The sequence below is a fragment of the Erwinia sp. SLM-02 genome (assembly GCF_037450285.1).
Classification (GTDB): domain Bacteria; phylum Pseudomonadota; class Gammaproteobacteria; order Enterobacterales; family Enterobacteriaceae; genus Erwinia.
The window spans coordinates 78,217-100,655 of record NZ_JAQISN010000005.1 but is presented as its reverse complement, the minus strand read 5'-3'; the positions used below and the strand labels follow the sequence as shown (position 1 = coordinate 100,655).

Sequence of the window (22,439 nt, the reverse complement as noted above, 5' to 3'; positions counted from 1 at the left end):
GCGTTACTGACGATAGCTGGGGTCAAGGTTGTCCAGCAGACGGATAAAGGCGGGCCACTCGCGTTCACCACGCAGGCGGATATCCCCTTCACATTGATTGAACTGGCGTGCGGCCTTCTCTGAAACGGCCTCCGGCGGCAGCAGCAGCTGGCTGCCGCTGCCCTGAGCCATCAGCTGAATGCGCGCGGCGCGTTCGAAGTAGTAAGCGAGCATAAAGGCTTCGGGAATGGTACGACCGGCGGCGAGAATGCCGTGATTGCGCAGCACCATCACCTGATGTGGGCCGAGGTCGCGCACCAGCCGCGCGCGCTCATCGGTATCCAGTGCCACGCCCTCGTAGGCGTGATAGCCGAGGCGGTTCCAGAAGTGCATGGCAAACTGGCTGACCGGCTGCAGGCCTTCTTCCAACGCCGAGACGGCGGTGGCGGCATCCGAATGGGTGTGCAGCACGCAGATGGCATCTTCCCGCGCCGCGTGGATCGCGCTGTGGATGACGAATCCGGCGCGGTTCACCTCATAGTCACTCGGCTCCAGCGCGTTGCCTTCCAGATCGATCCTGATCAGGCTGGAGGCGGTGACCTCAGAGAAAAACAGCCCGTAGGGGTTGATCAGAAAATGGTGTTCCGGCCCCGGCAGGCGCACGGAAATATGGTTATAAATCAGATCGTCCATCTTGAAATGCGCGATCAGCCGGTAGCAGGCGGCAAGCTGTACGCGGAGTTGCTGTTCGGATTGAGTCATGATTATTTCCACCAGATAAAGGTTGTATCGATCCAGGCCAGCAGGCCGTAGAGTGCGATACTGACCAGAGAAGAAACGACGACGGCAGCCCAGACGGTCAGCAGATCCACCTGCTGCGTGGACTGGAAAATGGTCCAGCCTATGCCCTGATACGCGCCGAGCATTTCGGCGACAATCGCCACGATGATGCTGCGCACCAGCCCCACGCGCAGGCCGCTGACGATGTTCGGCAGCGCGGCAGGCAGCTGCAATTTGTGCATAATGGTCAGGCGGCTGGCGCCGAAGCTGCGCATCAGATTGATCATCTGCGGGTCGGCCTGTTTCAGGCCGTGCAGGCTGTTGACCAGAATGACAAAGCTGACGGCGAGCACCACCAGCACGATTTTGGACATCGCGCCCATGCCGAACCAGATCAGCGCCAGCGGGATCCAGGCCACGGTCGGCACCGAGTTAATCGCCACCGCCAGCGGCATCAGAATCGCTTCCAGCGACCGAAAAATCGTCATCAGCACCGCCAGCAGCAGCCCGGCCAGCAGGCCTAGCGCAAAGCCGCTCAGCGCCTCCACCAGCGTCCAGCCCATTGACACCCACAGGCTGCTGCCGCTGCTGATAATTGCCAGCACGATGCTGTGCAGCGACGGCAGTACAAACGGCTGAATGTTAAACAGCCAGATGCTGCCTTCCCACAGCACAATCAGGCTGAGTACGCCGAAGAACGGCGGCAGAAGTTTGCGTATCACGGTTATTTCCCCCACCAGGCCAGTTTTCTCTCCAGCCGCTCCACCACGCCGTACAGCAGCGCCCCGGTCAGCCCGCAGATCACAATCAGCGTCCACATCCTCACCACGTCTTCGTTGTACATCGACTGGATCAGCAGCACGCCCAGGCCCGTCGTGTCACCGAACCACTCGCCGACAATCGCGCCGACCAGGCTGAGGGAAATGCCCAGCTTCAGCGCCACAAAAATCGACGGGGCGGCGGCGGGGAAGTGCAGCACCAGAAAACGCTTCAGGCCGCTGGCACCGAAGCTGCGCAGCAGGCTGATATGCAGCGGATCCACCATCTCCAGCCCGCGCTTGGTGTTCAGCGTGACCGGCAAAAATGTCAGGTAAAAGGCGATCATCACCTTGGCAAACAGCGTGTTGCCGAACCAGATCACCACCAGCGCGCCAAAGGCAATCACCGGCACGGTCTGCGAGATAACAAACAGCGGAAACCAGGCGCGATCGATCCAGCTGACGTAGAAAAACAGAATGCCGCAGGCCACGCCAAACGCGGTGCCCAGCGCAAAACCCAGCAGCGTCTCCAGCCCGGTGCGTCCGGTACTGGCCAGCAGCAGATCGACGTTCGCGCGGATATCCGCCATCACCATCGGCACCGACGGCAGATAGCGTGGGCTGATGGCAAACAGCGTGACGCTTCCCTGCCAGAACAGCAGCACCAGCAACACCGCGACCACCAGGGGATGGGTCAGAAGGCGTTTGATCATGACTGTTCCTCATGCTCGGTGAAGCGAAACGACTTCATGCTCTCTTCTTCAATGGCTTCCAGCAGACGTTTCTTGATGGCGATAAATTCGGCGGAGGTCAGCATGTCCGGGGTGCGCGGGCGGGGCAGATCAATCTGCTCAACGCATTTGATAGTGCCGGGACGCGCGCTCATCACCACAACTTTGCTGCCGAGGAAGATCGCTTCATCAATGTCGTGAGTGATAAACAGCACGGTGCGGCGATGCTGCTCCCACAGCTTCAGCAGCCAGCGCTGCATCAGCGTGCGGGTCAGCGCATCCAGAGCGCCGAACGGCTCATCCAGCAGCATTAAATCGCGCTCAAACAGGAAGGTGCGCATTAATGCCACGCGCTGGCGCATCCCGCCGGAAAGCTGGTGCGGATAGCTCTGCTCAAAGCCGCTCAGACCAAAGCTGGGGAACAGCGCCTCGGCGCGTTTGCGCGCCGCTTTGCGCGGCACGCCTTCGCACTCCAGCGCCAGAATGGCGTTATCCATAATGGTGCGCCACGGCAGCAGCAGGTCGCGCTGCGGCATAAACGACACTTTGCCAAGCAGCTCGCCATCCCGCTGAGACTGGCCTTTAAACAGGATCGCCCCGTCGCTGTCCGGGTCGAGCAGTCCGGCGATCATATTGAACAGGGTTGACTTGCCGCAGCCGGAAGGGCCAACCAGCGTGACAAACTCACCTTCATTGACGGTCAGGTTGACGCCGGAGACGGCGATGACCTGTTGCTGCCCATCGCCAAAGCGTTTCCATAAATTATCCAGCTGCAGCAGGGGCAGATGTTTTTTTGGTGCAACGGTCATCAGGCTTCTCCGCACGGTGATCAGTTAAGGGTTTTGTACTGCGCCGGGACGTTATTCCAGAAGCTGAGGTCGAAGGTCTGGTTGACGTCCACCGGCTGTTTCAGCGCGCCGTACTCCACCAGCAGCTTCATCATCTTCTCGGCTTTCGGCATATCGACGTTGCCCAGCCCCGGCGATCCCGGCGGGTACATCAGCGAGGCGACGGAGTCGAGCATCGCCACCTGATGTTTCCGGTCGAGGCTCGGGTTGGTTTTCATCAGAATATCAATGGTTTCTTCGCGGTGGGTGAGGGCATATTTCCAGCCTTCCAGCGTGGCGTTAACGAAGGCCTGCACCTGCTGCGGCTTTTTCTCCACCATCGATTTTGAGGTAATCAGCGCATCCTGCTGGGTGGTCACCCCGACGTCATCGGGTGAGATCAGTTTGAGGTTGGTGACGCCTTTCTCTTTCAGCGTGTTGTACTCGTTGTAAAGGGTGACGGTGGCAACATCGACCTGCTTATCGATAAACGGGTTGAGCGACACCGACTGCGGAAGCAGGGTGATATCTTCCTTCTTCAGCCCCGCCGCACCGAGCGAGGCCAGTAGCGGATACTGCACGCCGGTGAACCACACCGAGACTTTTTTGCCTTTAAAATCTTTAAAGCTGTTGATGCCGGAATCCGCATAGGTGACAAAGACGAACGGCGTGCGCTGCTGGGACATCGCCAGCGCGACAATCGGCAGGCCTTTCTCCCGCGCGGCCAGTACGCTTTCCATGCCACCTGCCAGGCCGAAGGTATCGGCACCCGACGCCACTAAAGTTTCCACGTTGATATTCGGGCCGCCGGGATTGATGGTGACATCCAGCCCCTGCTGCGCGTAGAAGCCTTTTTCTTTGGCGACGAAAAAGCCGGCAAACTGCGCCTGCGCCAGCCATTTCAGGCGCACGGAGACTTTCTCCTGAGCGGCCTGCGCGGCGCTGGCCAGCAGCGCGGTACAGAGCAATCCAGTCAGACAACGACGGGCGAACTGCGAGGTAAGTCCTGACATGAGTGTATCCTCTGGTTTCGGGTTCAACATTCGGGTGGTGATGAAAATCGCGTTATGTATACATCACGGCGCTGTTTTAATGTCTTTGCTGCCATTCATGACTTGCAGGATGTGTGCCAGTTTCAATAAAGGGCATTGACCCGCGCCAGAAATAAGCGACAATACGCACTATAAAGCGGTGAAGGCGATGTATACCTGTTTATTAAAAAGGTATGCAAATGGATCGTAACAGTGCAACCTGACGAGCAAACAGCACCATGAGTGAGCAAAAAAACCTCTCCCGCCTGACGGGAACCTCGCTGGCGGACGGCCTGAAGCAGACGCTGGAAAAAGAGATCGCCAGCGGCGCGCTGGAGCCGGGTAAGCGACTGGACGAAAAAGAAATTGGCGCGCGATTTGGCGTTTCCCGTACCCCGGTACGCGAAGCGTTTCGCCTGCTGGCGGCCGACGGGCTGGTGGATCTCAACGGCCGACAGGGCGTGATGGTGCGCGCCCTGAGCATGAATACGCTGCTGGAAATGTTTCAGGTAATGGCCGAGCTGGAAGGACTGTGCGCACGGCTGGCGGCGCGGCGTATTTCGCCGGATCAGCTGGCCGCGCTACGCCAGATCCAGCAGCAGATGGCGGATCGCGGGCCGACGATCTCGCCGGAAGCCTTCTACGAGATGAATCTCAGCTTCCACGAAGCTATCTACGCCTTTGCGCGCAACGCGTTTTTAGCCGAGGAGACGCGCGCTCTGCGCAACCGCGTGGGTGTATATCGCCGCCGGGTGACCTTCCATCCGGGGCGGGTCAATAAAACTCTCGAGGAGCACGGCGCGATCCTCGAGGCGATCGCGCGTAACGACGCTGATGCCGCGCACGACGCGATGCGCAAGCACCTGACCCTGCTGGGTGACGATCTGGTCGATTTTATCGCGGGCTTCACTAAATAAACATTTTTGCCTTTCTGGTATGCAAATTGCTTTGCTATGTATACCTAAACTGGAGGGCACAAAATGAAACTCAATCTGAACGGCAAGATCGCGCTGATTACCGGCGCGTCAAAAGGCATCGGCGAAGCGACGGCGCGCGTGCTTGCCGCCGAAGGCTGTACGCTACACCTGGCGGCGCGTAACGGCGCGGCGATGCGCGATCTGCAACAGGCGCTGATTGCCGAATATGGCGTCAGCGTTTCGGTTTATGAAAAAGACCTCAGCTCAACGGCGGCGATGGAGTCGCTGGCGGCCGAAGTCGGCGCGATTGATATTCTGATCAACAACGCGGGCGATATCCCTGCCGGATCGCTGGAGGTGGTCGGCGACCGCGAGTGGCGTGCCGGGTTCGATCTGAAGGTCTTCGGCTATATCTCCCTGTGCCGTCTCTATTACCCGCAAATGAAAGCGGCCAAAAGCGGCGTGATCGTCAATGTGATCGGCAACTCCGGTGAAAACTGGGACGCGAGCTATATCGCCGGCAGCACCGGTAACGCCGCGCTGATGTCGTTTACCAAAGCGCTGGGCGGGCGCAGCCTGGATGACGGCATCCGCGTGATCGGCATCAACCCTGGCCCGGTCGCCACCGACCGCATGCTGAAAATTATGAAACGTAAAGCAATCGATATGCTGGGCGACGAGTCGCGCTGGGAGGAGCTGTTCGCGCTCTATCCGGGCCAGCGCCCGGCAACTTCTGAAGAGGTCGCGGATTTAGTGGCCTTTATGTCTTCCGGGCGTGCTGGCTACATCAGCGGCACCAATATTACTATCGACGGCGGCATTGCTGCGCGTGGATCGGTCATTTAACCGGGAGCACAGCATGTCAGATATCTATACGCGTAATGCCTGGTTCGATCGACTGTTTGCCACCGAGGGACTGATCTGGATGGGGCAGAACACCAACCATCTGCCGCCGCATCCCGACGTGCTGGCCGCGCTGCATAATTCTGTGGCCGCCACCGAGTTTAGTGCCTATGCGCCACCGCTGGGGTTTGAGTCACTGCGCAGCGCCATTGTCGCCGACATTGGGGTTCCCGGTGTGACGGCAATGGTCACCGACGGTGGGGTGAATGCCCTGGCGACGCTTTGCCGCGCCCGCTGCCGCCCCGGGACCACCTTTGTTACCACCGATCCCAGCTGGAAATGGCCCTGCCAGTTTGCCGAGCAGATGGGATCCGAGGTTATTCAGATCCCGATCTGGAACCCCGACTGCCACTATCGCCTGACCCCGGACGCACTGGCGGCGGCGGTGGATGACAGCACCGCATTGATTTATCTCGTCGACCCGAATAACCCGCTGGGCATTCACTACAGCCGCGGGGAACTACAGGCGTTTATCGACATCGCCCGCCGCCACAATGCGCTGCTGATCCACGACTGCACCTACCGCGACTTTGCCCCGGAGCACGTGGCCGCGCTGGGGCTGGACAGTGAACAGGTGGTGATGTCCGTGAGTTTTTCAAAATGGCTGGGACTGGCGGGCCTGCGGGTCGGCGCGCTGGTGGCCGCTCCGGCGCTGCTGGCCGAACTGGCCCCGTACAACGGCGGCGTGCTGGGTGCCAGCGTTCCGGCCCAGCGCGCGGCTGAAGCGGGTTTAAGGGTAAAAGCGGAATGGATGAGCACGCTGCTGGCGGCGGACAAAGGCAACAAAGCGCGCATTGCCGAGGCGGTGAGCGCCGTGGCAGGGCTGTCGCTGCCGGTCTACCCCTCCGGCGGTAATTTCCTGGTGATTGATGTCACCGGTGCCGGTATTCGTCCCGAAGCGCTGGTGGAGTGCTATCTGCAACAGGGCATTCAGATCCGCCACGGCGGCTATCACACCGCCACCTTTGGCGATCGCTTTATCAAAGTCAGCACCACCGTTCCGGCTGAATGGGCAGAGAAATTTGCCGCTCTGCTGCCGGAGATGGTGGCGCAGGCCGCGCAGCTGCAGCAGTTCCGCCAACCATTTTGAGGAGCGAAAAATGTTTATCACCACCAACGATCGGGTTCAGCTGTGGGTTGAAACCAGCGGGGAGGGCATCCCGATACTGTTTATCCATGAATTTGGCGGCAGTTTTGACAGCTGGCAGCCGCAGGTCCATGCCTTCAGTCGCCGCTATCAGTGCATCACCTATGCGGCACGTGGCTATCCGCCCTCGTCGGTTCCGCAGGATCTGGCGGCGTACTCCCAGCAGCGGGCCGTGGAGGATGCGCTGGCCGTGCTGGACGGGCTGGGCATTGAAAAGGCGCATATCGTCGGGTTATCGATGGGTGGATTTGCCGCGCTCCATTTTGGCCTGATTGCGCCCGAGCGCGCGCTGTCGCTGACCGTGGCCGGAGCAGGCTACGGCTGCGAGCCGGAAACCGAAGCGTATTTTCGCCAGGTTTCATTACAGGTCGGGGAAAACTTTGTCCGTCAGGGGGCAAAACAGTTCGCGCCGACCTATGCGCTGGGGGCCAGCCGCGTGCAGTTCCAGAACAAAGATCCGCGCGGCTGGCAGCGCTTTGCCGATCGGCTGGCGGAACACGACTCGCTGGGGGCCTCGTTGACCATGCGCGGCGTGCAGGCGCGTCGCCCGGCGTTCTACCAGCTGGAAGCGCAGATCAAGGCGCTGATGCTGCCGGTGCTGATTATGGTCGGTGATGAGGACGATCACTGCCTGCAGCCCGGCCTGTACCTGAAAAAACATCTGCCTGCCGCCGGTCTGGCAATCCTGCCGAAAACCGGCCACACCCTGAATCTGGAGGAACCGCAGCTGTTTAATCAGCTGCTGGCGGAATTTTTTGCGCAGGTAGAGGCGGGGAAATGGGGCGTGCGCGATCCGCGTGCCAATCCGGCACAGATTATGCGTACCGACTGAGGGTAAAAACATGAAGATTAATGGTGAACGGCTCTGGCAGCGGCTGATGCGGATGGCGCAGGTGGGGGCTATTACCGGTGACGGCGTCAATCGTCAGGCCCTCAGCGCCGAGGAAGCGGAAAGCTGGCGGCTGATGATCGACTGGGCGCAGGCCAGCGATCTGGAGGTCCGTTGCGATAAAGCGGGCAACCTGTTCGTTATCCTGCCCGGAACGGATCGCCTGGCGGCGCCGCTTCTGCTGGGCAGTCACCTTGACAGCCAGCCCACCGGCGGCCGTTTCGATGGCGTCTACGGCGTACTGGCGGCGCTGGAAGTGCTGACGGTGTTGCATGAACGCGGCGTCCAGCCTGCCTGCGATGTCGTGGCGGTATCGTGGATGAATGAAGAAGGGTCGCGATTCGCACCGGGGATGATGGGATCGTCACTGTTCGCCGGTGCGCGTGAACTGTCGACGGTGCGCGCCGTGACCGACGAGGCGGGCTGCTCCGTTGGCCAGGCGCTGGATGCGCTGCACCGGGCGGTGCCGTTGGGGATTTACGCCTGCGCACATCCCCCGGTGGCCTATCTGGAGGCGCATATTGAACAGGCGACGCAGCTGGAACGGGCGGCTGCCACCATCGGAGTGGTAAGCGGGATTCAGGGGAAGGTGACCTGGCAGGTGACGCTGCGGGGCGATCGCGGCCATGCGGGCACCGTGCCGATGGCGCTGCGCCGCGACGTGCTGCGTAGCTTCACCGGCATCGCGCAGCGGCTTTACGATGAGGTGGGCGCGGCCGATCCGGCGGTGATGCTGACGATAGGACGGATTGAAATGCAGCCCAACGCGCCGTCGGTGATCCCGGACTGTCTGATCTTCCGCATCGATCTGCGCCATCCCGACGCTGCGCGGTTAACGGCGCTGACGGCGACAGCCGAGCGGCTGATGCGCGACCTGGCATCCCCCTGTAACATTGATTACACCCGCCTGAGCGAAGCGGCTCCCAATGCTTTTTCCCCCGAACTACAGCAGGCAATCGCGTCATCTGCCAGCGAACGCGGCTATCCGGCGCTTTCTTTGCTTTCTGCTGCCGGCCATGATGCGCGCTATCTGGCGGCAATCTGCCCTTCGGCAATGATCTTTATTCCCTGCCGCGGGGGCATCAGCCATGCGCCGGAAGAGTGGGCAGCGCCGGAAGCGGTCAGCGCGGGCGCGCAGGTGCTGCTGGACGTTGCGCTGCGGTGGTCAGGGCTGCAGCATATCGGTCATCGCTTTTAAATTGGCTGAGTGTGTGCCCTTGCGCCACACCAGCCAGATGCTGATGTTCCCCATTCCTCCGGCCAGCGGCCAGGCCTGCACGCTGTCCCGCCCCGGCATACTCTCCAGCATACTGGCCGGGATCAGCGCCAGCCCCGCGCCCGCACTGACGCAGGCCAGAATGCCGTGATAGGACTCCATTTCGAATATCTTTCCCGGTACCGCATTTTCGCGCGCGAACCAGTTTTCAAACAGCCGCCGGTAGGAGCAGTTGGCGCGAAAGGCATAAATCGTGGAGCCGGAAATGCTGGCAGCATCCGGCACCGGAGGGTGGTTCAGCGCGCCGATCAGCACCAGCTCCTCGCTGAAGGCCGGTACGCCCACCAGCTGCGGATGCTTCGGCGGCCCGTCAACAAACGCCGCGCTGTACCGCCCGGAGAAAATCCCGTCAATCATATCGCCTGAAGGCCCGGTGGAGAGATCCAGCTCCACCTGCGGCCACCGCTGATGATAGCGGGCAATCAGCGGCGGCAGGCGCACGGCGGCGGTACTTTCAATCGCCCCCAGGGTGAAGATGCCGCTGGGATGCTGGCCGGAAACGCTCAGCTTTGCCTCATCGGCCAGCGCCAGAATGCGCCGGGCATAGTCCAGCAGCGTGCGGCCGCTGTCGGTGATGTGCAGCCGCAGTTTTTCCCGATGGAACAGCTCACAGCCCAGCTCCTCTTCCAGCTGGCGCAGGCGGGTGGAGATATTCGACGGCACGCGGTGCAGCCTCCCGGCGGCGGCGGTGACGCTGCCCTCTTCGGCAATCGCCCGGAAGACTTCCAGCTGGGTCAGGTCCATATCATTCTCAATTTAAGTAAGTAACTTTCATTATTATTCATTTTTAAAGAAAGAGTGACAAGCCTATCATTTCCCCATGCCGCATTTCAGCCTCTGCCGCTGGGTGCAATGTCGTCCAGATTGATCGAGAAGGTGCAAAATATGACTCACGTAAACTCTGCCGTTTCCCGCAACCCCGCCACGGGTGACGTGGTGGCCCGCTATCCTTTCGCCAGCCGGGCCGACGTTGATGCCGCGCTGGCACAAACCGATAGCGCATTCCAGCAGTGGCGCCGCAGCCCGCTGAGCGATCGCGTTGCGCTGCTGCTGGCTGTTGCCGCCGGGCTGCGCGGGCAAAGCCGCGAACTGGCGGAGATGATGACCACCGAGATGGGTAAACCCGTCGATCAGGGGCTGGCTGAAGTGGAAAAAAGCGCGAAGCTCTGCGAGTGGTACGCGCAGCACGGCCCGGACTTCCTGCAGCGGGAACCGACCACCGTTGAAGGCAACAAGGCCTTCGTTGACTATCTGCCGCTGGGCGCGGTGCTCTCGGTGATGCCGTGGAACTTCCCCGTCTGGCAGGTGCTGCGCGGGGCGGTGCCGATTCTGCTGGCGGGCAACGGCTACCTGCTGAAGCCGGCACCGAACGTGATGGGCTGCGCGCTGCTGCTGCAGCAAATCCTCGTAGATGCGGGCGTGCCGGAGGGATTGTTTGCGGTGGTGAACGCCGACAACGACGGCGTGGCGCAGGCGATCAACGATCCGCGTATTAAAGCGGTGACGGTGACCGGCAGCGTGCGCGCCGGATCGGCGATTGCGGCCCTGGCGGGCGCGGCGATTAAAAAATGCGTGCTGGAACTGGGCGGTTCCGACGCCTTTATCGTGCTGGCCGATGCCGATATCGATGCGGCGGTGAAGGGGGCGATCGCCGGTCGCTTTATGAATAACGGCCAGCTGTGCATCTCGGCGAAACGTATCATCGTGGAGAAAGCGGTCTTTGACACCTTCCGCGACAAATTCCTCAGCGCGGTAAAGGCGATGAAAATCGGCGATCCGCGTGAGCCGGGCGTATGGATCGGCCCGATGGCCCGCTTCGATCTGCGTGACGAGCTGGATGCGCAGGTGCAGGCCACGCTGAAAGAGGGCGCAACCCTGCTGCTGGGCGGCCACGTACTGCCCGGAGAAGGTAACTACTATGCGCCAACGGTGCTGAGCGACGTTACCCCTGCGATGACCAGCTTTAAGCAGGAGCTGTTTGGCCCGGTGGCCTCGCTGATCGTCGCGGATGATGCAGAACACGCCGTGACGCTGGCCAATGATTCCGAGTTTGGTCTGGGCGGCAGCCTGTGGAGCCGCGATCTGGCCGCAGCGCAGCGCCTGGCATCACGTATTGAAACCGGCGGGATGTTTATTAACACGCCGAGCTTCTCCGACCCGCGGGTGCCGATTGGCGGCGTGAAGAAGAGCGGCTTCGGTCGCGAGCTGTCGCACTTCGGCCTGCGCGAGTTTACCAACCCGCAGACCGTCTGGATTGAACAGCCCTGAGGCTACACCGCCATATGGCTGAACCAGTGTTCCAGCTTGTCCGGCGGTAGCGGGTGGGAATAATAGAAACCCTGGATTTCGTCGCAGCCGAGGTGCTGCAGCGAGGCCAGGGTTTGCAGATCTTCCACCCCTTCGGCCAGCACCACGTAGTTCAGCTCTTTCAGCATGGTGATCATATGGCGGGCAATCACTTCGCAGGCCGGGTCGCAGTTCAGCTGCTGGATCAGCGAGCGGTCGAGCTTGATGACATCGATCGGGATGCGGCGCAGCGTATTGATATTGTTGTAGCCGGAACCAAAATCATCCAGCGCGATGCGAAAGCCGCGCTGTTTGAGCATATCCAGCCCCCGGCAGGCCTGGGTGCTCTCCAGCACCTGCTGGGTTTCCAGGCATTCCAGGGTCAGGTCACCCGCCTGCAGGCCGGCGCGATGGGTCTTTTCCGCCAGCGCGGAGGCGAACTCCGGGCGGGAAAAATCGCTGACGCTGAGATTCACCGACACCGGCAGGTTCAGCCCTTTTTCACGCCACGCGCTCAGCTGCATCAGAGCGTGGTCAATCACCCAGTCGGTCAGTTCATCCATCAGGCTGGTATGCTCCGCCAGCGGAATAAACTCGGCGGGGGAAATATTGCCGGCGACGGGATGCTGCCAGCGCAGCAGCGCCTCCAGTCCAACCGGCCTGCCGGTGTGCAGGCAGAGCTGCGGCTGATAGACCAGATACAGCCCCTGACTGCCGCGTAGCGCCAGCGCCAGGTCGTTCAACAGCTGAAAGTTAAGATTCCGGCGGTGGTCGCTGTCGGCGTTGTAGGCCATCGCCGTCTGCTTCTGGCTGATCGCTTCATGCAGGGCACTGACCGCCTGGCGCAGCACTTCCGTCACCTGCGAGGTGGCGGGAACAAAGCTTACGTCGCCGACGTAGATTTTCACATCCAGGGTGATATCGCCCAGCACCTGAGCACGAATGTGTTCCAGACGATCGCTGAGCGCCTTCGCACTGACCGCGCTCTGTTTTTTACTTAACAGGGCAAAGCGGCCGGTGGCGACGGTATACAGCACATCCTCTTCGCTCAGCCGCAGCCGCGAACGCACCGTTGCGGCCAGGGCTTTCAGCAGCGTTTCAACCGCATCCATTCCCATCGACCGGGCGATTTCATAGGCGCGGGGCATATCAATACAGTCGATAAGCGTCAGCGTCAGCGGATCAAAGCTGGAGGCGCGCTGCAGCAGGCCGATATCCTTGAGCAGGCGCTGACGGTTGGGCAACTGCGTCACCACGTCCTTGTAGCCTGCGGTATACCAGGCATCAAGATAACCGCTGACCAGCCCTGCCAGCAGTTCCAGCATCGTCGACTTGTGTTCATCAAAGGTGTGCGGCTGGGTATGGGTAATGCACAGCGTGCCTACCGAAATGCCGTCGCGCGTTTGCAGGGGTATACCCGCGTAGAACCGGATAAACGGCGCGCCCAGCGTGAAAGGATTCTGGCTGAACCGGGGGTCGAGCAGCGTGTCGCTGCAGATCAGTCGCTCATCGCGGCGCGCGGCCTGGCGGCAGAAAGCATCATGCAGCGAGCTTTGAGGGACATCCAGACAGCAGGCCGCTTTAATATACTGATTTTCATTATCCAGAACCGAGACAAAGCAGCCCGGGATCGCCAGCAAATCACTGGTGAGCAGGGTGAATTTTTGCAAAATATCATCGCGGATAGCATCTTCAGATTTGAGCATCTCAAGGGCAGCCAGGCGTCTGACATCATCGTTACTGAAGGTCCCACTCATGGTTTGGATTCGCATTAAAGAGTTGATGGCTGCTGACCCCGTCAGACTATCACGATTCATCTCTCTGACTGGTCGATCTTCACTGCTGTCATCACGAAAATAATTTTTAATGATAGTGAAGAGATTGCATCATTCCAATGCGGCCGCGCATTTTGCTAGCAGTGCGTGCGAAACTGTGACGGGAATCATGGCTCAGAGAGCCATGTCGGTGTTTTCCTGATGGTTTTTGCGGCGGCGCCAGCCAAGCCCGGGGGCAATCAGCGTGACGAAGTCGGTGAGGATCTGGCGATACTGGGCTGCGGTAAATTCATAGGGAAGCTCCAGCCTCAGTTCGTCCACTTCGCGCAGGATCGGGTCGTTAACCAGGCGCTCCAGGATCTGCTCCGCGCTGCCCACGATATCCTGTGAGAACAGCGTGCGGCGCGGACCCTGCGGGGTGAGCGTGCGCGCGTAGCGGCCGGCGGCGAATTCCGCATAGCGGCGGCGCGTATTGCTGTCCGCACTGTCGGTGGGCACGATCACCCGGCCTGCGGCGATGCGCGGTCGGCGTGCGTCCTCTTTGCGCCAGTTCTGGCGATAAACGGCAATCTGCGCCTGCTGGGCCTCGTAATAGTTGTTCGTCTCTTCCCCGGATGTGAGGTTACCGATCAGCATGTTGAAGCCGTTCGCCGCCGCCCACACCGCCGATTTCAGCGAGCCGCCGCCGTACCACAGGCGGTCAACCAGGCCCGGCGAGTCGGGATGCAGGCGCGGGCGCTGCTGATTGCCTGGCGAAGCGATCAGGGTATTTTCATCCGCCAGCCAGCGGCCGCTGAGGTTATCCCGCAGGCGTCGGACCCGTTCGTAGGAAAAATCCTCCTGTCGCCAGTCGCCGGAAAACAGCGCCGGGCCGATCAGCTCCAGGTGGTTCGGCTGCCCGGCGCTGAGGCCGACGTTCAGCCGCCCGCGCGACAGCACGTCCACCGTCAGTAAATCTTCCGCCAGCCGGAACGGGCTTTCATAGCCCATCTGGATCACCGCGGTGCCCAGCTCGATATGCCGGGTGCGCTGCGTGGCGGCGGCGAGAAAGGTGCTCGCCGAGGAGACGCCGTGCTCCAGATGGCGCTGGCGCACCCAGGCGCCGTTGTAGCCCAGCGATTCCCCCAGCTCAAACAGCTGCAGGGTCTCTTCCAGCCCCTGGAGCGGGGCGCTGTCCGGGTAGTTGCCGGGAGTGAGAAACGCGATATGCGATATGGCCGGTTTTGTCATGGTGTCCATCCGTTCAGACCTGATGTGGGAGAGGCGCGCTGAAAAATCCTTCAGCATCGGGCAATTGTGTTGCCTGCCCGGCGCTTTGCAAAATGCTGAATCCGGCACACTATTTTCATCCGGCGAAAACGGTCGTCGAAATAAATCCATCTAAACGCTTGCGGTTGCGCTCAGGATGCAATAAAAAAGTCTCTGTCAGGGGAGTCTCGCCGAAGAGACTGAGAGGCTGATTGCGATTTATCGCGGCTCAGCGACCCTTAGAACCTGACCCAGTTGATACTGGCGTAGGAAGACCTGACGTGCCGCCTCGCCGCACGCCTTATCGGGCAGATCGCAGCCGCCGAACGCCGATACTCTCCCTTCTCACTATCGCGGGTCTTCTTAGTTATCTGAGAGGCCGGTATGACGTTTGTAACAACTCTCCCTGAATATTCCGCCGGGGCGACATCGTGAGCCACTGGTCGGTCCTGGGTTCCGGCGTGACCGGGCTGTGCGTGGCGACCGCGCTGGCCGACGCCGGAGAAAAGCTGGAAATTATCACCTCTGAAGAACACGGCCCTGCGTCATATTTTGCGGGGGGGATGCTTGCGCCCTTCTGCGAAGGCGAAGGTGCGCCCGAGGACGTTGTCAGGCTGGGGCAGGGGTCCGCCGACTGGTGGCAGGCGCACGTCAGCGGCGTGGAGCGCCAGGGCACGCTGGTCATCGCGCCGCCCCGCGACAGCATGGAGCTGAACCGCTTTGCCAGAATGACTCAGGGCCATGAGTGGGTGGATCCGGGCAGCGTGGAGGACCGCCTGGCCGGGCGCTTCGCACGCGGGCTGTTTTTCCCCAGCGAAGGGCACCTCGACCCGCGTAAGGCGATGCAGGAGCTGCGGCAGAAGCTGCTGGCCGCGGGCGTGGCGATCCACCACGGCAAAGCGACGGGCAAAATCATTGACTGCCGGGGCATTCATGCCGCGCCGCTGCTGCCGGAACTGCGCGCCGTGCGCGGGGAGATGCTGATCCTGCACAGCGATGAGGTGCAGTTTTCGCGCCCGGTCCGCCTGCTGCACCCGCGCTTTCCCTGCTACCTGGTACCGCGCAGCGAGGGGCGCTTTATGCTCGGTGCCACCATGGTGGAAAGCAACGACGCCAGCTCCATCAGCGCCCGCGCGCTGATGGAGCTGCTGAGCGCGGCGTACACCATCGACCCGGCGCTGGCCGAAGCGCGGGTGATTGAAACCGGCAGCGGCCTGCGCCCTTCCTACCCGAATAACCTGCCGGATATCCGCTACCGCGACGGCACCTTCCACGTCAACGGCATGTACCGGCACGGCTTTCTGCTGGCACCGATCGTGGCGCAAAATCTTATCCAACAGCTGTCGCAGGAGACGCGCTGATGCACATTTTACTGAACGGTCAGGCGACCGAAACCCGGGCCGCTACCCTGACGGCGCTACTGGACGAGCAGCAGATCGATCGCAGCTGCGTGGCCTGCGCGCTGAACGGTGACTTCGTGCCGCGTGGCCTGTATGACGCCACGCCAATTCACGAAGGCAGCAAGATTGAAGTGCTGTCGCCAATGCAGGGGGGTTGAGATGAACTTTTACGATTACGCACCTGAATCACGCTTTCTGCTGGGTACGGCGGGCTATCCGTCGCCGGACGTGCTGGGCCAGGCGATTGAAGCCTCCGGCACTGAGATTATCACCGTCAGCCTGCGTCGTGAGGGCGGGGCGGGCGGCGCATTCCGCGACCTGCTGACCCGGCTGAACAAGCGCGTGCTGCCTAATACGGCGGGCTGCCATACGGTGAAAGAGGCGGTGACCACCGCGCATATGGCCCGCGAGCTGTTCAACACCCGCTGGATCAAACTGGAAGTGATCGGCCATGCCGATACGCTGCAGCCGGACCCGTTCGGGCTGGTGGAAGCGGCGCGTATCCTCTGCGAAGAGGGATTCCAGGTGTTTCCTTACACCACCGAAGATCTGGTGCTGGGCGAGAAGCTGCTGGAGGCGGGCTGCCAGGTGCTGATGCCGTGGGGTGCGCCGATTGGCTCCGGCCAGGGGCTGCGCAATATCGAAGGGCTGCGCACCATGCGTGCGTGGTTTAAGGACGTGCCGCTGGTGGTGGATGCCGGGATCGGCACGCCGAGCCAGGCCGCGCAGGCGATGGAGATGGGCTTCGACGCGATCCTGCTGAACACCGCCGTGGCGAAAGCGCAGGATCCGGTGCGCATGGCCAGCGCGTTCCGCGATGCGATCCACGCCGGGCAGCAGGCGCTGCTGGCCGGGCCGATGGAGCGCCGCGATATGGCGGCGGCCTCCACGCCGGTCTTTGGCCTGGCGGAGTTTAACTGATGGATCGCTACCAGCGACAGACCATGCTGCCGGAGATCGGCCCGCAGGGGCAGCAGAAGCTGGCACAGGCGCGGGTGCTGGTAGTTGGCGCGGGCGGCCTGGGGGCCACCCTGCTGCCGCAGCTGGCCGGCGCCGGGGTGGGCTTTCTGCGCGTCTGCGATGACGACCGGGTGGAGGTGCATAACCTGCACCGGCAGACGCTGTTTACCATGCAGGACGTCGGGCAGCCGAAAGCCGTGGCGGCCCGCCGGGCGCTGAATGCGCTGAACCCGGAATGCGAGGTCGAAGCCGTTGATATCAGGCTGTCCGGCAGCAGCCTGGATCACGCGCTGCGCGATATGGATATCGTGGTGGATGCGGCGGATAACTTCGCTATTACCTGGCTGCTCTCCGACGCCTGCTTCAGCCGTAATCTGCCGCTGATCTCCGCCTCGGTACTGGGGCGGCAGGGCTACGTCGGCGGCTTCTGCGCCGGTGCGCCGAGCTATCGCGCGCTGTTCCCGCAGCTGCCTGCTTCTGCGGCCAACTGCAGCACGGCGGGCGTGATGGGGCCGGCCGTCGCCACCCTGGGTGCGCTGCAGGCGCAGATGACCCTGAGCGTGCTGCTCGGCCTGAGGCCATCGCCGCTGGGCTGCATGGTGAACTGCGATTTCGTGAACTGGCGCTTCGGGCAGTTTCGCTTTGACGGCGCGCCGGAACCGACGGAAGCCATTATCCCGTTCCTCGACGCGCAGATGCTGACGGCGGAAGACTGCATTGTGGAGCTGCGCAGCCTGGAAGAAGCCCCGGAGAGCGTGGCGGCACAGGTTCAGCGCATTCTGCCCGCCGAGCTGGCCGCGTGGCGGCCGCCCGCATCGGGGCGCATCGTGCTGGTCTGTGCCAGCGGCATCCGGGCGGGCCGGGCGGCGCAGCAGTTGAAAGAGCGGGGATACCGCGACCTGGCGCTGGTGGCGGCGGATTATATTCCGGCGGAGTGACAGGCCGCCAGTCAGAACACCAGCTGCACCTTGGCTGCCTTTTCTTTATCGGCAGCCAGCGCCAGCGCGGCGGCCGCATCGGCCATATCCCGTTCGGCGGAAAGCAGCGGCAGCGGATTGATTTTGCCCGTTTCCAGCCATTTGACGGCGGTGTCGAACTCGCCGATAAAGCGGAACGAACCGCGCAGCTGAACCTCTTTCACCAGCAGCGGCCCGATCGGGAAATTCACTTCGGCGGCCCCCATGCCCAGCTGAACGATAACCCCGGCCGGGCGGGTAAAGGCCACCATCGCCGCAATTGCCGACGGCGCGCCGGAGGCTTCAAAGCAGACGTCAAACTGGCCGCCGTCCGCCGCCCAGCCCGTGGTTGTTACCTCATCACGCGGGTCCAGCGCCAGTGTGGCTCCCATCTCCAGCGCCAGCGCCCGGCAGCGCGGGCTGATGTCGGTCGCCATCACCTCCGTTGCACCCGACGCCAGCGCCGAGGCGATCGTCAGGCAGCCAATCGGCCCCGCGCCGCTGACCAGCACGCGTTTGCCGGTCAGATCCCCCGCCTGTTTCACCGCGTGAATGCAGACCGCCAGCGGTTCCGCAAAGGCAATAACGCGCGGCTCCGCCTCCTGCGCATAGGGAACGCACTGCGCCGGGCTGACCGCCACGTACTGCGCAAAACCGCCGTTCACGTGCGGGAAGAACTGCGCGCTGCCCATAAACCGCATGGTGCGGCACAGGTTCTGCCTGCCGCTGCGGCAGATATCACACTGCTGGCAGGGTTGGGACGGGTTGATCGCCACGCGTTGGCCGCCGTGCAGCCCGCTGTTTTCCGGGGCGTGCTCGACGATGCCGACGAACTCATGGCCCAGCACCATCGGCGATTTCAGCACCGACATGCCGGCTTTGCCGTGCTGGAAATAGTGGATATCGGAGCCGCAGATGCCGCCGCGCTCCACTTTCACCAGCACCCGATCTGCCTCCCAGCTCAGGGTATGACTCTCCAGGCGCACATCGTGCGCCCCATGTGCGACCACGGCTTTTACGGTTTTCTGCTGCATAGTTATCCCTGAATTTCAGACGGATGAAGGTTTTTTTTGCTGTCGGCTTCCGGTTCGCTTTCCGGTGGCGTCATCAGCTCGATTTTCCCGACGAGGAACAGATAGGCGAGGAAGCCCGCCAGCGCCACGGCGGCGATGTACCACATGGCGTACTGGAAGTTCTGGGTGCGCTGCAGGATCACCCCAATAATGATCGGGCTGGCGATACCGGAGAGATTGCCAAAAATATTCAGGAAGCCGCCGATAGTGCCGATCAGATGGCGGGGGATGACATCGCTGCACACCACCCAGCCCAGGTTGGAAAAGGCATTGGCGAAGAACGCCACGGAGAGGATGCCAATGGCGATCACCGGCTGGTCCTGGAAGAAGTTCACCAGCGCAATTGAGCAGGTCAACAGCATCCCCGCCATCACCGGCAGCTTGCGGGAGAAGGTCCGGCTGTGGCCGCGCTTCAGCAGCAGATCGCTTAAGGTACCGCCGCACAGCACGCCCGCCATCGCCATCAGGTATGGGAACATCGCCCCGATCCCGGCTTTATCAATCGACAGATGCAGGCCTTTTTCCAGATAAACAATAAACCATGTCAGGAAGAAATAGAGCGTTGAGGACGCGGCAAACTGGGCGATAAACAGGCCCCAGGTGGTGCGCTGGCGCAGAATATAGCGCACGGACTGCCAGTTAACCCGGCTGCCGGCCTGCTGTGACGCCGAGCCGTAGCCGCCGCCCTTGCGGATAATCTCCAGCTCGGCCTGATTGACGGTTTTGCTGTGCTGCGGATCGCGGTAGGTCATCAGCCAGTAAATGCCAAAAACAATGCCGACGATGCCCGAGATGTAGAACGACATCTCCCAGCCCCATTTGCTGACGATAAACGACAGGGCAGGGGTCAAAAGCGCCAGGCCGATATACTGGGCGCTGGAGTAGGTGGCCGTGGCGCGGGCGCGCTCGTGGTCCGGGAACCAGGTGGCGATAATTTTGGTGTTCGAAGGGAATGAGGGCGCTTCCGCCATCCCCACCAGCGCCCGGCAGGCCAGCAGCATCATAAATGAGGCCGTGGCGGTGGTGAACAGATGGTGAGAGGCAAAGCCCATCATCAGGGTGAACACGCTCCAAAGGACGATCGCGCTGCCGTAGAGCCAGCGGGAGCCGATCCGGTCCAGCAGGTAGCCTACCGGGATCTGGCTCATGGCGTAGAACCACGTGAACATCGAGAACAGCAGGCCAAGCTGGGTTGGTGACAGAGCGAACTCGCCCTGGATATGCGAGCCTGCCACCGACAGGTTCGCGCGATCCATATAGTTGATTGCTGTGACCACGAACAGCATGATCAGCACGGAGAAACGGCTGCGGGTAGGTCTGAGTTTCATTTGTTTTTGCCTTAGGACGCGGAGGCCGTGCGGGTTGAGGCCGCAGAGGTGCTGCTGAACCGGGTCAGTATCGTCAGCAGAACGGCAATCACCAGTGAGCCACCCATAAAGATGTAGGAGGCCGCCGGGCTGCCGGTCAGACCGTTGAGGTAGCCAACAATCCACGCGCCGACAAAGGAACCCAGCGCGCCAAAGCAGACGACGAACGACATCGCCCCGGCCACCACGTTGCGCGGGATCATCTCTGGAATGGCAGCAAAGAACGGGCCATACGGGGTGTACATCGCACCGCCCGCAATCACCAGCAGCGTCCACGAAATCCAGAAGTGGGAGGCACCGAGCGTGAACGAGGCGATAAAGCATGCCGCTCCAAGCCCGAGGAAGGTCACCACGATCGCTTTGCGCTGCTGGAATTTATCGGAAATCCACGACGCGCCCAGCATCAGCGGCACGGCAAGCAGGTACGGGGCCGCCGACAGCCAGCCGGTGGCGACGATGCCCATGCCGGAAGCGGTTTTCAGAATTGACGGCAGCCACATAATGAAACCGTACATGCCGATGTTCCAGAAGAAGTGGATAAACGCCAGCGAGAGCACTTTCGGAGAGCGGAACGCCTCGCGGTAGTTTTTCACCGGCGCGATCGCCTGCTGCTCGGCGGCCAGCGCGTTTTCCACCGCCCGTTTTTCCTGTTCGCTCAGCCACGCGGCATCTTTCGGGCGATCGGCATAAACCATCCACCAGATAAACGCCCACAGAATGGCGGGAACGCCTTCGATAATAAACATGCCGCGCCAGCCAAAGGAATTCACCAGATAGCCGGACAGAATCGACATCCACAGAACGGTTATCGGGTTACCGAGGAATAAAAAGGTGTTGGCCCGGGAGCGTTCCTGGCGGGTGAACCAGTGGCTGAGGAAGATCAGCATCGCGGGCATCACCACGCTTTCGGCAACGCCGAGCAGGAAGCGGATCACGGCCAGCAGCGCGACGCTGTGTACCATGCCGGTGGCCGTGGCCAGCGCGCCCCAGAGGATCAGGCTCCAGAAGATCATTCTTTTCGCCGAGTGCTTTTCCGCGTAGATACCGCCCGGCACCTGAAAACAGAAATAGCCGAGGAAGAACAGCGCGCCGAGCAGCGAGGAGATAGCCGGAGTGATATTCAGATCTTCCGCCAGCCCGGCAGCGGCGCCGAAGCCATAGTTGGCGCGGTCCAGGTAGGCCAGGCTGTAGGTAATAAACGCGATGGGAATGAGCCTGCTCCACCGTTTGGTCGGTAGCAGCCCTGCAATGGTCTGATTCATGTGCTGACCTCTTATCGTTGTTTTGTAGGGTAATCGGGTCTTGGGATTTAACTGCGGGCGGCGCCCTTGCTACAGCGTGGCCAGCCAGCCGCCGTCTACGTAGATCATCTGACCGTTCACGTAGTTGGATGCCGACGAGGCCAGGTACACCGCCGTGCCGATCAGCTCTTCCGGTTTGCCCCAGCGTCCCGAAGGATTGCTGTTGCAGACCCACTGGTTGAATTCGGCGTTATCCACCAGCGCGGCGTTCATATCGGTGAGGATGTAGCCGGGGCCGATACCGTTCGACTGGATGTTATGCACCGCCCACTCGGCGGCCATCGATTTGGTCAGCAGCTTGATGCCGCCTTTCGCCGCCGTATAAGGTGCCACCGTCGGGCGTGCGGCTTCGCTGGTGAGTGAGCCGATATTGATAATCTTGCCGCCGCTGTTGCGCGCCACCATGCGCTTCGCCGCCGCGCGCGCTACCAGGAACGCGCTGGTCAGGTTCACATCCAGCACGCGCTGCCAGTCGCTCAGCGCCAGTTCCAGCATCGGTTTACGGAACTGAATCCCGGCATTGTTGATCACGATATCGACGTGAATGTTTTCGGCGTCTAACTGGATGAACACGCTCTCAATTTCGCTTTCACTGGCGACGTCAAAAATAAAGCCTCGGGCGTTATGCCCTCTGGCCTGTAGTTCACTCAGTGCCGTGTCCATATGCGCCTGGCGGGTGCCGTTCAGGATCACCGATGCACCGGCTTCGGCAAGACCCGACGCGTAAGCGAATCCCAGACCGCGCGTGGAACCGGTGATCAGCGCCGTTTTTCCCGAAAGGTCAAAAATGGGGTTCATTTTAAATCCTCATGTAACATGACTAACAAGTTGATGT

22 protein-coding genes and 1 riboswitch are annotated in these 22,439 nt (G+C 61.4%); of the genes, 10 read left to right on the top strand and 12 right to left on the bottom strand.

Going from position 1 to position 22,439, the window contains the following annotated elements; genetic code table 11:
* Positions 1–3: 3 nt before the first annotated feature.
* Genes PGH32_RS21625 through PGH32_RS21605 form a run of 5 tightly spaced genes read right to left on the bottom strand, consistent with a single transcriptional unit; the run spans position 4 to position 4,088 of the window.
* A complete protein-coding gene (locus PGH32_RS21625) occupies positions 4–741 on the bottom strand; it encodes a class II aldolase/adducin family protein (RefSeq protein ID WP_314419429.1) in 738 nt (245 codons plus the stop codon).
* A gap of 2 nt (positions 742–743) precedes the next feature.
* Entirely contained in the window at positions 744–1,481 is a 738-nt protein-coding gene (locus PGH32_RS21620) for an ABC transporter permease (protein WP_337895094.1), read from the bottom strand.
* Between the two features lie 2 nt (positions 1,482–1,483).
* Positions 1,484–2,230, bottom strand: a complete 747-nt coding sequence (locus PGH32_RS21615) for an ABC transporter permease (RefSeq protein WP_337895093.1) — start codon at positions 2,228–2,230, stop codon at positions 1,484–1,486.
* Positions 2,227–3,057 carry an ABC transporter ATP-binding protein gene (locus PGH32_RS21610; RefSeq protein ID WP_105591996.1) on the bottom strand — a complete coding sequence of 277 codons (831 nt, stop codon included), beginning with the start codon at positions 3,055–3,057 and terminating at the stop codon, positions 2,227–2,229. The genes PGH32_RS21615 and PGH32_RS21610 overlap by 4 nt, the downstream gene beginning before the upstream one ends.
* A gap of 20 nt (positions 3,058–3,077) precedes the next feature.
* Positions 3,078–4,088: an ABC transporter substrate-binding protein gene (locus PGH32_RS21605; RefSeq protein ID WP_337895092.1), complete on the bottom strand. Its 1,011-nt coding sequence runs from the start codon at positions 4,086–4,088 to the stop codon at positions 3,078–3,080.
* A gap of 257 nt (positions 4,089–4,345) precedes the next feature.
* Between PGH32_RS21605 and PGH32_RS21600 the strand changes: the two genes are divergently transcribed.
* From PGH32_RS21600 to PGH32_RS21580, 5 genes are all read left to right on the top strand, one after another.
* On the top strand, positions 4,346–5,023 hold the full coding sequence (locus tag PGH32_RS21600; RefSeq protein WP_314419422.1) for a GntR family transcriptional regulator: 678 nt from the start codon (positions 4,346–4,348) through the stop codon (positions 5,021–5,023).
* A gap of 63 nt (positions 5,024–5,086) precedes the next feature.
* Positions 5,087–5,869: an SDR family oxidoreductase gene (locus tag PGH32_RS21595; protein ID WP_314419421.1), complete on the top strand. Its 783-nt coding sequence runs from the start codon at positions 5,087–5,089 to the stop codon at positions 5,867–5,869.
* A gap of 13 nt (positions 5,870–5,882) precedes the next feature.
* Positions 5,883–7,016 carry a pyridoxal phosphate-dependent aminotransferase gene (locus PGH32_RS21590; protein ID WP_337895091.1) on the top strand — a complete coding sequence of 378 codons (1,134 nt, stop codon included), beginning with the start codon at positions 5,883–5,885 and terminating at the stop codon, positions 7,014–7,016.
* Between the two features lie 10 nt (positions 7,017–7,026).
* Positions 7,027–7,905 (top strand): alpha/beta fold hydrolase, encoded by an 879-nt coding sequence (locus PGH32_RS21585; protein ID WP_314419417.1) that lies wholly within the window; start codon positions 7,027–7,029, stop codon positions 7,903–7,905.
* Positions 7,906–7,915: 10 nt separating this feature from the next.
* Complete coding sequence (locus PGH32_RS21580) at positions 7,916–9,160, top strand: M20 family metallo-hydrolase (RefSeq protein ID WP_337895090.1); 1,245 nt, start codon at positions 7,916–7,918, stop codon at positions 9,158–9,160.
* On the opposite strand, the gene ptrR is transcribed toward PGH32_RS21580, so the two are convergent.
* Positions 9,128–9,982, bottom strand: coding sequence for a putrescine utilization regulator PtrR (gene ptrR / locus PGH32_RS21575; protein ID WP_337895089.1), 855 nt, complete (start codon positions 9,980–9,982; stop codon positions 9,128–9,130). The two genes, PGH32_RS21580 and ptrR, sit on opposite strands and share 33 nt — an antisense overlap.
* Before the next feature lie 141 nt (positions 9,983–10,123).
* Here ptrR and PGH32_RS21570 point away from each other — a divergent pair, with 141 nt between their 5' ends.
* Positions 10,124–11,506, top strand: coding sequence for an NAD-dependent succinate-semialdehyde dehydrogenase (locus PGH32_RS21570; RefSeq protein WP_337895088.1), 1,383 nt, complete (start codon positions 10,124–10,126; stop codon positions 11,504–11,506).
* 2 nt (positions 11,507–11,508) lie between these two features.
* Here the strand turns inward: PGH32_RS21570 and PGH32_RS21565 are convergent, their stop codons facing one another.
* Together PGH32_RS21565 and PGH32_RS21560 are read right to left on the bottom strand one after the other, a co-directional pair.
* Positions 11,509–13,281, bottom strand: a complete 1,773-nt coding sequence (locus PGH32_RS21565) for a sensor domain-containing diguanylate cyclase (protein ID WP_337895087.1) — start codon at positions 13,279–13,281, stop codon at positions 11,509–11,511.
* Positions 13,282–13,473: 192 nt separating this feature from the next.
* Positions 13,474–14,529 carry an LLM class flavin-dependent oxidoreductase gene (locus PGH32_RS21560; RefSeq protein WP_337895086.1) on the bottom strand — a complete coding sequence of 352 codons (1,056 nt, stop codon included), beginning with the start codon at positions 14,527–14,529 and terminating at the stop codon, positions 13,474–13,476.
* A 187-nt stretch (positions 14,530–14,716) separates the two neighbouring features.
* Positions 14,717–14,837, top strand: a riboswitch (TPP riboswitch).
* Positions 14,838–14,978: 141 nt separating this feature from the next.
* Here PGH32_RS21560 and PGH32_RS21555 point away from each other — a divergent pair.
* Genes PGH32_RS21555 through PGH32_RS21540 form a run of 4 tightly spaced genes read left to right on the top strand, consistent with a single transcriptional unit; the run spans position 14,979 to position 17,845 of the window.
* Positions 14,979–15,908: an FAD-dependent oxidoreductase gene (locus PGH32_RS21555; RefSeq protein WP_337895085.1), complete on the top strand. Its 930-nt coding sequence runs from the start codon at positions 14,979–14,981 to the stop codon at positions 15,906–15,908.
* Positions 15,908–16,105 (top strand): sulfur carrier protein ThiS, encoded by a 198-nt coding sequence (thiS, locus tag PGH32_RS21550; protein ID WP_337895084.1) that lies wholly within the window; start codon positions 15,908–15,910, stop codon positions 16,103–16,105. The genes PGH32_RS21555 and thiS overlap by 1 nt, the downstream gene beginning before the upstream one ends.
* 1 nt (position 16,106) lies before the next feature.
* Entirely contained in the window at positions 16,107–16,868 is a 762-nt protein-coding gene (locus PGH32_RS21545; protein ID WP_314419405.1) for a thiazole synthase, read from the top strand.
* Complete coding sequence (locus PGH32_RS21540) at positions 16,868–17,845, top strand: HesA/MoeB/ThiF family protein (RefSeq protein ID WP_337895083.1); 978 nt, start codon at positions 16,868–16,870, stop codon at positions 17,843–17,845. Before PGH32_RS21545 ends, PGH32_RS21540 begins: the two co-directional genes overlap by 1 nt.
* An 11-nt stretch (positions 17,846–17,856) precedes the next feature.
* Here the strand turns inward: PGH32_RS21540 and idnD are convergent, their stop codons facing one another.
* From idnD to PGH32_RS21520, 4 genes are all read right to left on the bottom strand, one after another.
* On the bottom strand, positions 17,857–18,897 hold the full coding sequence (gene idnD / locus PGH32_RS21535) for an L-idonate 5-dehydrogenase (protein ID WP_337895082.1): 1,041 nt from the start codon (positions 18,895–18,897) through the stop codon (positions 17,857–17,859).
* Between the two features lie 2 nt (positions 18,898–18,899).
* A complete protein-coding gene (locus PGH32_RS21530; RefSeq protein WP_337895081.1) occupies positions 18,900–20,264 on the bottom strand; it encodes an MFS transporter in 1,365 nt (454 codons plus the stop codon).
* A gap of 11 nt (positions 20,265–20,275) precedes the next feature.
* A complete protein-coding gene (locus tag PGH32_RS21525; protein ID WP_314419400.1) occupies positions 20,276–21,565 on the bottom strand; it encodes an MFS transporter in 1,290 nt (429 codons plus the stop codon).
* A gap of 69 nt (positions 21,566–21,634) precedes the next feature.
* Positions 21,635–22,402, bottom strand: a complete 768-nt coding sequence (locus PGH32_RS21520; protein WP_337895080.1) for an SDR family oxidoreductase — start codon at positions 22,400–22,402, stop codon at positions 21,635–21,637.
* Positions 22,403–22,439 lie beyond the last annotated feature (37 nt).